This window comes from Kurthia sp. FSL E2-0154 (assembly GCF_038003625.1).
Lineage (GTDB): Bacteria > Bacillota > Bacilli > Bacillales_A > Planococcaceae > Kurthia > Kurthia gibsonii.
In genome coordinates this window covers 1,527,177-1,539,102 of the sequence record NZ_JBBOPO010000001.1, presented here as the reverse complement: position 1 = coordinate 1,539,102, position 11,926 = coordinate 1,527,177, and the positions used below count along the sequence as shown (strand labels likewise).

Sequence of the window (11,926 nt, the reverse complement as noted above, 5' to 3'; positions counted from 1 at the left end):
ACTGAAAAAGTGATGATAGAGGAGCAGGTGTCAAGAGTAGCCTTTTTGAGAGTGTAGTAACTCAGTGAAAAAAGGTGAAAGGGGAAACTGCCGAAGTGATGAAGGAACTACGACTTCATTGCTGGTTCTGTATTGAATAAATGCAGAATTGTCAGAGTGTACACTCTGGAGGGCTATCTCACATGAATGTTCATTTTTGAATAGACATGCATAAGCAGCCCAACATTTCGATGTTTGGCTGCTTTTTTTATTGAGAGAACCCACATTACAATATGTAGGGGGAGAACGTATGGGAACTTATGTTATGAAATTTGGTGGCACATCGGTGGCAACACCGGAACGTATTCAAAATGTAGCGAAAAGAGTTTTACAAGAAGTGGAAGTGAGGAATAAAGTGGTTGTTGTCGTTTCAGCAATGGGAAAAACGACAGATCATTTAGTCGAGATGGCGAATCATGTATCGACACATCCATCAAAACGTGAGATGGATGTACTACTATCTACAGGTGAACAAGTTACAACAGCTTTACTGACGATGGCGCTTCACCAATTCGATGTACCTGCGCAGTCTTTTACAGGGTGGCAGGCAGGTATGATGACCGATGATGTTGCGAGTAATGCACGCATTGAACAGATTGATTGTGAGAAAATCACGACCTGTTTAAATGAAGGGAAAGTAGCCGTTGTAGCAGGTTTTCAAGGGATTGATCATGAAGGTAATATTACGACACTTGGTCGAGGTGGCTCAGATACAACAGCTGTCGCGATTGCAGCTGCCATTCAAGCAGAACGCTGTGATATTTATACCGATGTTGATGGGGTTTATACAAGTGATCCACGCTTCGTACCAACTGCACGTAAATTAACAGAATTAAGTTATGATGAAATGCTCGAATTAGCACATCTAGGAGCAGGTGTTTTACATCCACGCTCTGTTGAATTAGCGAAAAATTATCAAATGCCCATGTCTGTTCGTTCAAGTTATGAACAAGTAGAAGGAACCGTTTTAAAGGAGGAAGTTCAAATGGAAAAAGATTTAGTTGTACGAGGAGTAGCATTCGAAGGAGAAATCGTTCGTTTAACAGTTTATTTTAGCGAAGCATATATGGGGTCATTAGCAAATATCTTCACAACATTAGCGAAGCACCATATCAATGTGGACATCATTGTACAATCCATCATTCCAAACGCATCACCAACGGTATCATTTTCAGTGAAAAAAGAACAATTAGAAGAAACATTAAATGTGTTAAAAGAATATAAAAATACATTAGGTTATGACTATATTGACCATGAATTAGAACTTGCGAAAGTGTCCATTGTCGGTTCAGGTATGGCATCCAATCCAGGTGTTGCAGCGACGATGTTCGATTGCTTATTTAGATTAGGCATTCCAGTGAAAATGGTCAGCACATCTGAAATTAAAGTATCTGTCGTTGTACCACAAGAAGAGATGTTTAAAGCGGCGAATGCCTTACATGAACAGTTTGAATTATCAAAAGTAGCAGTAGGAATGCAAAATTAAATAAATAAAACAAAAAGAGGATGGGACATAAGTGTAAAAACACCATCCTACATGAGCATAAGAAAAACTGGAATCGCGCTATTGTGCGGTTCCAGTTTTTCGTTGTGAACTCTAAAAAAGGAAAATGAGATGTTCTGTCCCATCCTCTTTTTGTATGTACGCATTATTTGACTTCTTCTTGATGAATTGGGTCTTTTAAATCCCATTTTACTTGGAATGTCACACGACCTTTTTTTACATCTACTTCTTCATAACATTCTGTTAAGAAGCCATTATGTTTTTGAATTTGTTCAGCGATGAAACCCGATTCAATTCGGAAGCAGCGCTGATCGAATTTTAAAATATCTGCATCGCCTGTTAAGACGTAGATTGCTTCCGACTTACCTAATTTCGTTTGCTCGAGAACACCCCATGACGCCTCAGCGAAAAAGGCAGGTAATTCCTCAATTTCAAGTAGTGGGAACTTACGTGCAGTTTCTTTACCGCACCAGTAGAGGATATCCGCCTCATTTTTACCAACAATTGTTGAGAGAATATGGTCGCGAATAATTTCGTAACCAAAAGCTGTAATATTTTTCATTTCCATCGTAGACATGTGTAAATCCTTCTTTCATATTTTTTGTCGAATTTTTGTCCTTTTTAGAAAAAAACGCTTTCAAATAGCTAAAAATAGACTTTAATACTATTTTTTCGGAGTAATTGATACTGCTGAAAAACGTTGGTAACCTTGACGTTCATTGGGAGTGGGAGTACAATGAACTTGTCATAATATTGTACCATGATAAAGTAAACAGTCAAAGAATGTCAGACAAATTAGTCGTGAAGTTTTTGACTCGGATTTACTTTAAGTATTAAGGGGGGTAACAGTCTTGTTGAAAGATCGAGAGTTTTACTGGCGTCGTCTACATTCTCTACTAGGTCTAATTCCTGTAGGTCTGTTCGTGACGGTCCACTTGTTAATCAACTATTCAGCTACAAACGGTGAAGCAGCATTCAACAAAGCTTCAGCTACAATGGAAAGTCTTCCATTCTTACCAATCGTTGAGTGGGTAGTAATCTATATCCCATTAATGTTCCATGCATTCTATGGTGTATACATTGCGTTCACTGCGAAACCAAACTTGAACCGTTTCGGAACAACTCGTAACTGGTTCTTCGTGTTACAACGTGTAACAGGTATTTTCCTTGTGATTTTCATCGCTTGGCACATCTTCCAAACACGTTTACAAAAAACAATCAATGGTGCCGAAATTGATTACAACTTAATGGCTGACGTTGTATCAAATCCAGGAATGCTTATTTTCTACATTGTTGGTATCATTGCAGCTACGTTCCATTTATCAAACGGTATTTGGTCATTCTTAGTAAGCTGGGGACTTATTCAATCTCCAAAATCACAAAAAGTTACAACTTACATTACAATGATTTTCTTTGTACTGTTATCAGTAGTTGGCGTAATGGCGATTTTAGCTTTCGCGTAATTAACTCTTATAACGAAAGCATGAAAGCGCTTGACTACTAATTGAACGAGGAGTGAGAGGAAAAATGGCGAAAAGTAAATTAATAGTAGTTGGTGGAGGTCTAGCAGGTTTAATGGCCTCTATGAAAGCTGCTGAGCTAGGCACTGAAGTTGAGTTATTCTCATTAGTTCCAGTTAAACGCTCACACTCTGTATGTGCGCAAGGTGGAATTAATGGCGCTGTAAACACGAAAGGTGAAGGGGATTCTCCATGGATTCACTTTGACGATACTGTTTACGGTGGAGACTTCTTAGCAAACCAACCACCAGTAAAGGCAATGTGTGATGCTGCACCTGGTATCATCCATCTATTTGACCGTATGGGTGTTATGTTCAACCGTACACCAGAAGGTCTTCTTGATTTCCGTCGTTTCGGTGGTACACTACATCACCGTACTGCATTCGCAGGCGCGACTACAGGTCAACAACTTCTTTACGCACTAGATGAACAAGTTCGTAAATGGGAAGTTGAAGGTCTAGTTAAGAAATACGAAGGCTGGGAATTCCTAGGTCTAGTATTAGATGAGAATGGCGTATGTAAAGGTATTACAGCACAAGATTTAACTACACATGAAATCAGAGCATTCCGTTCTGATGCTGTAATTATGGCTACAGGTGGCCCTGGTATTATCTTTGGTAAATCAACAAACTCAATGATCAACACAGGTTCTGCTGCATCGATTGTTTATCAACAAGGTGCTAAATATGCAAACGGTGAATTTATCCAAATCCACCCAACTGCAATCCCTGGCGACGATAAACTACGTTTAATGTCAGAATCAGCACGTGGTGAAGGTGGCCGTATTTGGACATACAAAGACGGTAAACCTTGGTACTTCCTAGAAGAAAAATATCCAGCGTACGGTAACTTAGTTCCTCGTGACGTTGCAACTCGTGAAATCTTCGACGTATGTATCAACCAAAAACTTGGTGTCAACGGTGAAAACGTTGTATACCTAGATTTATCTCACAAAGATCCACACGAGTTAGATATTAAACTTGGCGGTATCATCGAGATTTATCAAAAATTCGTTGGTGACGATCCACATAAAGTACCAATGAAAATCTTCCCAGCTGTTCACTATTCAATGGGCGGTCTATGGGTAGACTACGATCAACAAACAACAATTCCTGGATGTTTCGCTGCTGGTGAGTGTGATTACTCTCAACACGGTGGTAACCGTCTAGGTGCAAACTCTTTACTTTCTGCAATCTACGGTGGTTCAGTAGCAGGTCCAAAAGCAACTGAATATATTAAGAGCCTAGATAAGCACGTTGAAGATCTTCCAGAAGAACTTTACGCTGCAGCAGTAAAAGAACAAGAAGAGAAATGGGAAGAAATTCTAAAACTTAATGGTACAGAAAATGCTTACCTATTACACAAAGAACTTGGTGAATTAATGACTGAAAACGTAACAGTTGTACGTCATAACGACCGTTTAGAAAAAACATTAGTGAAGTTAGAGGAGTTACAACAACGTTGGAACAACATTAACATCAATGATACAAACAAATGGTCTAACCAAGGTGCTCAATTCACTCGCCAATTGAAAAACATGCTTGCTCTTGCACGTGTTATGGCTAAAGGAGCATTATTACGTGATGAGTCTCGTGGTGCACACTACAAACCAGACTTCCCTGAACGTGACGATGACAACTTCTTAAAAACAACAATTGCGCAGTTCACACCTTCATTCGATCCAATCATCACTTATGAAGAAGTAGATTGTTCAATGATTAAACCACGTAAACGTGACTATACTGGAGGTGCTCACTAATCATGGCAGAACAAAAAATGTTAGATGTTGAAGTACAACGTCAAGATAGCGCTGATTCTCAACCATATTGGGAGAAATTCAAAGTACCATACCGTCCAAATATGAACGTAATTTCGGTATTAATGGCGATTCGTGAAAACCCTGTAACTGCTGATGGTAAGAAAACAACACCAGTAACGTGGGATATGAACTGTCTTGAAGAAGTATGTGGCGCTTGCTCAATGGTAATCAATGGTCGTCCACGTCAATCTTGTTCAGCACTTGTTGACAAGTTACCACAACCATTAAAATTACAACCAATGAGCACATTCCCTGTAATTCGTGACTTACAAATCGACCGTTCTCGTATGTTCGACTCACTTAAAAAAGTAAAAGCATGGATTCCAATCGATGGTTCTTACGATCTAGGTGAAGGTCCACGTATGCCAGAGCGTAAACGTGAGTGGGCTTACGAACTTTCAAAATGTATGACTTGTGGTGTTTGCTTAGAGTCTTGCCCTAACGTAAACTCTCACTCTTCATTCATGGGACCAGCTCCATTATCTCAAGTACGTCTATTCAACGCACATCCAACAGGTGCAATGAATAAAGACGAACGTTTAAATGCAATCATGGGAGACGGCGGTTTAGCTAACTGCGGTAACTCTCAAAACTGTGTAGTAGCTTGTCCAAAAGGTATTCCTTTGACAACTTCTATCGCTTCACTTAACCGTTCAGCAACAGTTCAAATGTTCAGAAACTTCTTCGGTTCTGACCATATGGTTGACTAATTTAATACGTAATTTTACGTTGTAATTCGAAGCAGGAATCGCCTATAAGCGGTTCCTGCTTTTTGATTGTTTCGTCAGACGAAAGGCTATTCTTTTTCAAAGAACTTGAAATTTGTTACAATATGAATAACTATTCATTTTGGAGGGATGAAAGATGAAAGAGAGTTATATTCAAGATTTTGAAGCATGGCAAAAAGAGTTTACATTTTCAATTGATATTGAGGTGCGCTTTTCAGAAACCGATTTATTTGGACATTTGAATAATACAGTTCCATTCGTCTATTTTGAGCAGGCGCGTATTGCTTTAATGAAAGAATATGAATTAGTAGGAGCCAATCTTTCACCTGATTCACCGATTGTTCCTGTTGTAGCTGATTTACAATGTGATTTTTTAAAGCAAATTTTCTTTGGAGAGACCATTCAAATGTTTGCGAAATTTGCAAAATTGGGTAGTTCATCAGTAGACATTCATTATATGGGTGTCGTGAATGGAGAAGTACGTCTAACAGGACGTGGTACACTCGTTCAAATGAATGCACATACTGGAAGGGCAGAGAAGTGGTCCATGCCACAAATCCAACGAATTCATTAAGTTTTTTAAGAATTTATACGACATGACTTGCCAATTTTCAGAAATACATTCACAATATAATTAATGATCATTCGTATATGGAAATACTATGTACGAAATAGGAGTGAACTAAATGGCTGAAGAAGGTTTCGATGTAAATGCACAAAATATCTGTATACTAGAAAAAGATTTAAGACACATTGCAGCGATTATTAAACAAAAGGGACGTGAAATTTTAACGAATTACACGATTACCCCACCACAATTCATCGCTTTACAATGGCTTGATGAATTAGGTGATATGACGATTGGAGATTTATCAAATCGTATGTATTTAGCTTTTAGTACAACGACGGATTTAATCGATCGTATGGAGAAGAATGAGCTTGTACAACGAGTTCGTGACACAGCAGATCGACGTGTCGTGCGCATTCATCTTTTACCAGAAGGCGAAAAGATTATTCGAGAAGTAATCGAAAAAAGACAATTATATTTAGTTGATATTGTAAGTGATTTTGAAAATGAGGAAATCCAACAGTTATCGGAACTATTACAAAAATTATACGTTCGTATGAATGAAGATTAACAATAAAAGATTAGAGGCGGTTAGTGTGAATGCTCCCATCGGTGTGATTGACTCGGGTGTAGGTGGATTAACCGTTGCAAAAGAAATGCTTCGCTATCTACCAAATGAGACGATTTATTATATTGGCGATACAGCCAGATGTCCATATGGACCACGAACGGCAAAACAAGTAGTGGAGTTTACAACACAGATGGCACAGAAGTTAAAAGAGATGGGAATCAAGATGCTAGTTATTGCTTGTAATACAGCAACAGCAGTAGCGCTTGAACCACTTCAAAAAACCTGTGACTTCCCTGTGATTGGCGTAATTAATGCAGGTGCTATGGCTGCAATGAAAGAAACAAAAACCCACCAAATTGCGGTCATCGCAACAGTTGGGACAGTAAAGAGTGGCGCGTATGAGGAAGCGATTAGTTCGCTTTATTCTAAAAGCCAAATCTATTCGCTTGCATGTCCACCCCTTGTACCTATGGTTGAAAGTGGTCAATATGAAGGACCTTTTGCAGAAAAGCTTGTAGAAGAAGTGCTATCTCCATTGAAAACAATCTCTTATGATACGATGATTTTAGGCTGTACGCATTATCCAATTATTCAACATCTTATTGAGAAAGTAGTAGGAGAAGATATACATGTTGTGTCATCCGCCAAAGAGACGGCGCTCCATGCAAAAGATTTACTTGCATATTACAATCTAGAAAACAAATCGACACACCATGCGAAGCATCGTTTTTTTGCAACAGGATCTGTACCGATGTTTCAACAGATTGTAGATGACTGGCTACAGCTTCCTGAGCTGCAAGCAGAGAAAATTGAATTATAATTGCATACATATATGCAAAATAAAAATATGCTGGGAAATAAGTACAAAAAACATATCCCACATGAGCATAAGAAAAACTGGAATCGTGCTGTGGCGCGGTTCCAGTTTTTCGTTGCGAATGCTAAAAAAAGGAAGTGACAGGTTTTGTTCCAGCATGTTTTTTCGTGTCTATGCACCGTTTATGCTAAAATAGACATACATTGTACGGGAGGTAAGGAAGAATGAAAAAAGTAGTAATTGCCACAAAGAATAAAGGGAAAGCAAAAGATTTTGAAGTAATCTTTGGACCGCTTGGTTATGAAGTCGTAACGATGTTTGACGTAGCGCCAGATATGGAAATAGAAGAAACAGGAACAACATTTGAAGAGAATGCCATTTTAAAGGCAGAAACACTCTCTAAAGCGTTGAATCTTCTTGTGATAGCAGATGATAGCGGACTAATGATTGACGCGTTAAACGGCGAGCCAGGCGTGTATTCAGCACGTTATGCAGGCGACCATGACGATGACGCAAATATCGAGAAAGTATTAAAGAATTTACAAGGTGTACCGGAAGCAGAACGCACAGCACGCTTTGGTTGCTGTCTAGCCATCACAGGCCCAGATTATCCAACACAAACAGTATTCGGCACATGTGAAGGCATTATTTTAGAAGAACGTCGCGGCGACAATGGCTTCGGTTATGATCCAATTTTCTACGTACCTGAAAAAGGACTGACAATGGCGCAAATGTCACCAGCTGAAAAAGGCGCAATTTCACATCGCGGTAATGCACTCAAGCTATTACAAGAAAAAATCAATCTCTAATTCGATAAGGTGGTTGGCTAGATGAAAGTGGTTGTGTTAAGTGACACACATGGTAATGCAGAAATCATTGAACAAGTATATGAGCAAGAACAGGGAGCAAATGCTTTCTTTCATTGTGGCGACAGTGAGTTAAGTTATGATGATTCTCGTTTTCACGAGATGTACCGCGTAAAAGGGAACTGCGACTTTGATTCTGACTATGTAGATGAACTCGTTGTACCAATTGGAGAACGCCGTATCTTCATGACACATGGGCATTTATACAATATTAAAATGACGCTGACACCACTTGATTATAAAGCGCAAGAAGTAGAAGCAGACATCGTATTGTTCGGACACTCGCACGTACTCGGCGCACAACAAGTAGGACGCACACTCTTTTTAAACCCAGGAAGTCTGTTGTTGCCAAGAGGCGGCAATCCGAAGAGCTATGCAACAATTGAATGGGAAGAAGAGCAAGACGAATTGACAGTCACATTCAAAACACCCGACCAACAAATCATTTCACAACACTATTTTTCTATACCAAAAAAATAATGTTGACATATTATCTAGCTTTGTCTATAATAAATATTGTCCTTGAGAAATTCACTTTTCTCAAGCAACACTGTCTCAGTAGCTCAGCTGGATAGAGCAACGCCCTTCTAAGGCGTCGGTCGGGGGTTCGAATCCCTCCTGGGACATACAAGTTAGAGAGTTTAAATCCTTGGTGTATAAGGATTTGTCAAACGTGAAGGGATTATAATGAGTATTAGAACAATACAGTAAAATCCTTAAAATAATCCCTTCTTACTTTTTTAAAATGGATTATAACAAGAATAAGCTTATGTAATCATCTTCCTAATAATATTAGGAAGATTTTTTTGTATGACCAAAAGTAAAAAGTAAAAAAATTATCTGAAACAAAAATACTCTTTTTTCATATTCTATTTAAATCGACCTATAATTATTATAGTTAAAGGAAGATTTGGTTTTGAAAAAATTAACAAAAAATTTTTATAAAGATGGAAAATTGAATACTAGAAGGTACTATGGAAAAAATTGATATAGATATACATTATACAAATCATGGCGATCCTAAAAGCAACCCAATCGACATAAATGATAATACGATTCTAAAGGCTACTAAAACAATTAAAACAATTAAAACAATTAAAACAATTAAATTGAAGAGGTGAAAGAAGTGAGCGAAAAAGAGTGGAAAGAATTTAAAGAAGGAATAGTAAATGAAGAACAAGAACTAAGCTTTTCATATAAATCAGAAGAATGGTGGATAAGTCGACTATATGGTGAAGAAAAAAGCTATTTATTAACACGTTCTAAGGATTCATACACACAAGAGTTCCGAACAGCTGAAGAATTATTTGCGAATGGAATTATTGATGGAAAAAAATTTATTGAAAGAGTACCTGATTTAGAATGGTAATCAATAGAATACTATATAATGCTAGAAATTATCAAAAAGAAGTAATATACTAAATTACCAAATAATAATTACTGCCTTGCAGTAAAGACTTGGGTGGATGTACTACATTGGATTAGTTTTAGATGATATAGTACAACTACCTCTTCTTTTAATCATAGAGAGGATAAAAAATCATAATGGTCACAATGATTGCTAGGTTGAGAAAAGCTTGTATAGTGTTGAGCAGGTTGAAACGACTTATATACGCTAAAATATTCATACCGAAAAAGAGAACCAGAATAATTAATAAAAGATATTTTTTCATAAATGCCTCCTTTTTATTATACTAATAATATCGTTAATTACAAAAAAGGAATTTAATTATAGATTTTTAATCTGATGTTTCATTTAAAAAATTCAAAAATTTGACAATTGAAAATGAATGGGTTAAGTTAGTTACTAATTTCAAATTCAAAAGCATGGAAGAGGGTATGAGGTGTTTGAGCGAAGATCGAAAGAGAGGGGAATCATCGGCTGAAAGTTCCCTGATTGGACCAATCGTTTTACTCCCTTGGAGTTGTTCTTTGTACCATCTATTCAAAACAATTAAGTACACTTGGTTGGAGCAGTTCGATGATTTTGTCGAAGCGTTTTATCGCTATTATTATTCTGTCGTTTATCGCTACATATGATACATTGGTACTTTATTTTCTCGAAAATATCGCGTGGATTACGATGGTCACCATAATGGGCGTATTAATTCCCATGTATCTACTACAAAAGGGAATTCAATATTGTGAGACGTTCATCGTCATGATGTCGCTGTGCTTCATTCCTGTTTTCACCTTCTTTTTTTCAATTACTCGACCCGAGATTAACATGGTCATCTTTGACATTCACAGGTGTTTGTTTATTATTAATACTCGGCATTTTAAGTATGTGGCAAGAGCAAAAGAATGTATAAAAAAAGAGGCTTAGGGAGCTATCCCAGAGCCTCTTACTTTTTATTCAGACCATTCATAATCTAACACGAAATCCTGTCCTTCTTTATGGAATGTAGATTTCGCTATTTTTTGATTGGAACCTTCACGATTCCAAAGAATAATTACTTTACGTACATTTGCATGTTCTTTTTGTACAGATTGTACGATTTGATCTGCTTGTTTTGAAAAATCAAGTGTTTCCGCTGATTTTGGAACTTCAATAAACACTTTCGCTGCATTTCCATCAATCGTCATATTTTGTGTAAGCTTCTCTGTTTTTTCATACTCTTGCACAGTTCCATCTTTAGGTGTAATAAAAAATAGACTCATCATAGAAGCAATTCCAATACCTGAGATGACTAATAAAACGATAGGTAAGATGAATTTTGTATTGCGTGATTTTGGACGGATAATGGCTAAAATTAGTAGGATGACACCTGATAACGCCATAATACCAAATAAAAATAATGCCATAACGATTAGAAACATCATAAACGGTTCACTCCTTTCTATTAGTCTAACAAATATTCCATCATCTGTAATGAGAAAACGGTATAATATGACTTTAGTAAGGGTTAAAAAAATAGCGAGCTTTCTATGATTTACCTCTAATTCCATGTATAATAGAGTCATTGAAAAAAAGTAGGTGAGTTCAATGGGGAAATATCAATTAGATACAAAAGGGCAAGCAGCGGTGACAAAATATCATGAGAAGCAAAAGCCAGCACGCACAAACCAACAAGAGAAGATGGAGAAGATGCGTGAATTATACTTGAAGAAAAAACAAGCAAAAAAATCATAATAAAAGACTGTGACAGTGAATTGTCGCAGTCTTTCTTTCATTCCTCTACTTCACCGATGTGTCCTTCAATCCTTCAATCATAATCACGAACGGTATAAGCACGATTTTTCACACCGTCTATAATCAGAAAAGGTTCATGACCCAATTCATCATCTGTATCTTGAAAATACAGTAAACCATCATACGCCTTATTAATTTTTAAAGTCTTTTTGAGTACGACCATACGCCAATTCTATACATACGATTTGCCATATAGTTTCCTCCTAGAGCAACTATTCTATGGGGCTCTATACCCGTCGTAATGACTTCACAATCGTTTATTTCCTGGGGAATATTATGATGTGAATAAATAGTTAATAAA

Annotated in this window: 14 protein-coding genes, 1 tRNA gene and 1 riboswitch; of the genes, 12 read left to right on the top strand and 3 right to left on the bottom strand. The window is 37.4% G+C overall.

What is annotated here, in order from left to right; all coding sequences use genetic code 11:
- The first annotated feature begins 8 nt into the window (after nt 1-8).
- A riboswitch (Lysine riboswitch) is annotated at nt 9-184 on the top strand.
- A gap of 105 nt (nt 185-289) precedes the next feature.
- The gene (locus MHB75_RS07585) at nt 290-1,525 is read left to right on the top strand and encodes an aspartate kinase (RefSeq protein ID WP_340996866.1); all 1,236 of its coding nucleotides are present in this window, start codon (nt 290-292) and stop codon (nt 1,523-1,525) included.
- A 163-nt stretch (nt 1,526-1,688) separates the two neighbouring features.
- Here MHB75_RS07585 and MHB75_RS07580 read toward each other — a convergent pair whose 3' ends face one another.
- On the bottom strand, nt 1,689-2,120 hold the full coding sequence (locus tag MHB75_RS07580; protein ID WP_340996865.1) for a YslB family protein: 432 nt from the start codon (nt 2,118-2,120) through the stop codon (nt 1,689-1,691).
- A 274-nt stretch (nt 2,121-2,394) separates the two neighbouring features.
- Between MHB75_RS07580 and MHB75_RS07575 the strand changes: the two genes are divergently transcribed.
- The 10 genes from MHB75_RS07575 (at nt 2,395) to MHB75_RS07530 (ending at nt 9,801) form a co-directional block, all read left to right on the top strand.
- On the top strand, nt 2,395-3,006 hold the full coding sequence (locus MHB75_RS07575) for a succinate dehydrogenase cytochrome b558 subunit (protein ID WP_141274535.1): 612 nt from the start codon (nt 2,395-2,397) through the stop codon (nt 3,004-3,006).
- Nucleotides 3,007-3,070: 64 nt separating this feature from the next.
- Complete coding sequence (sdhA, locus tag MHB75_RS07570) at nt 3,071-4,822, top strand: succinate dehydrogenase flavoprotein subunit (protein WP_340996862.1); 1,752 nt, start codon at nt 3,071-3,073, stop codon at nt 4,820-4,822.
- Between the two features lie 2 nt (nt 4,823-4,824).
- Nucleotides 4,825-5,592: a succinate dehydrogenase iron-sulfur subunit gene (sdhB, locus tag MHB75_RS07565; protein WP_141274536.1), complete on the top strand. Its 768-nt coding sequence runs from the start codon at nt 4,825-4,827 to the stop codon at nt 5,590-5,592.
- Between the two features lie 154 nt (nt 5,593-5,746).
- Complete coding sequence (locus tag MHB75_RS07560) at nt 5,747-6,184, top strand: acyl-CoA thioesterase (protein WP_068452095.1); 438 nt, start codon at nt 5,747-5,749, stop codon at nt 6,182-6,184.
- 112 nt (nt 6,185-6,296) lie between these two features.
- A complete protein-coding gene (locus tag MHB75_RS07555) occupies nt 6,297-6,749 on the top strand; it encodes a MarR family winged helix-turn-helix transcriptional regulator (RefSeq protein WP_068452098.1) in 453 nt (150 codons plus the stop codon).
- 25 nt (nt 6,750-6,774) lie between these two features.
- Nucleotides 6,775-7,569 carry a glutamate racemase gene (gene racE, locus MHB75_RS07550; RefSeq protein WP_141274539.1) on the top strand — a complete coding sequence of 265 codons (795 nt, stop codon included), beginning with the start codon at nt 6,775-6,777 and terminating at the stop codon, nt 7,567-7,569.
- Nucleotides 7,570-7,790: 221 nt separating this feature from the next.
- A complete protein-coding gene (locus tag MHB75_RS07545) occupies nt 7,791-8,375 on the top strand; it encodes an XTP/dITP diphosphatase (protein ID WP_141274540.1) in 585 nt (194 codons plus the stop codon).
- Between the two features lie 21 nt (nt 8,376-8,396).
- A complete protein-coding gene (locus MHB75_RS07540) occupies nt 8,397-8,912 on the top strand; it encodes a metallophosphoesterase (RefSeq protein ID WP_340996860.1) in 516 nt (171 codons plus the stop codon).
- A gap of 72 nt (nt 8,913-8,984) precedes the next feature.
- Nucleotides 8,985-9,058, top strand: a tRNA-Arg gene (locus MHB75_RS07535).
- Nucleotides 9,059-9,558: 500 nt separating this feature from the next.
- Entirely contained in the window at nt 9,559-9,801 is a 243-nt protein-coding gene (locus MHB75_RS07530; RefSeq protein WP_141274542.1) for a hypothetical protein, read from the top strand.
- Between the two features lie 983 nt (nt 9,802-10,784).
- On the opposite strand, the gene MHB75_RS07525 is transcribed toward MHB75_RS07530, so the two are convergent.
- Nucleotides 10,785-11,255, bottom strand: a complete 471-nt coding sequence (locus MHB75_RS07525; protein ID WP_340996858.1) for a hypothetical protein — start codon at nt 11,253-11,255, stop codon at nt 10,785-10,787.
- Between the two features lie 163 nt (nt 11,256-11,418).
- Here MHB75_RS07525 and MHB75_RS07520 point away from each other — a divergent pair, with 163 nt between their 5' ends.
- Entirely contained in the window at nt 11,419-11,565 is a 147-nt protein-coding gene (locus MHB75_RS07520) for a hypothetical protein (protein WP_170214772.1), read from the top strand.
- Between the two features lie 73 nt (nt 11,566-11,638).
- Here MHB75_RS07520 and MHB75_RS07515 read toward each other — a convergent pair whose 3' ends face one another.
- The gene (locus MHB75_RS07515; RefSeq protein ID WP_340996856.1) at nt 11,639-11,788 is read right to left on the bottom strand and encodes a hypothetical protein; all 150 of its coding nucleotides are present in this window, start codon (nt 11,786-11,788) and stop codon (nt 11,639-11,641) included.
- Nucleotides 11,789-11,926 lie beyond the last annotated feature (138 nt).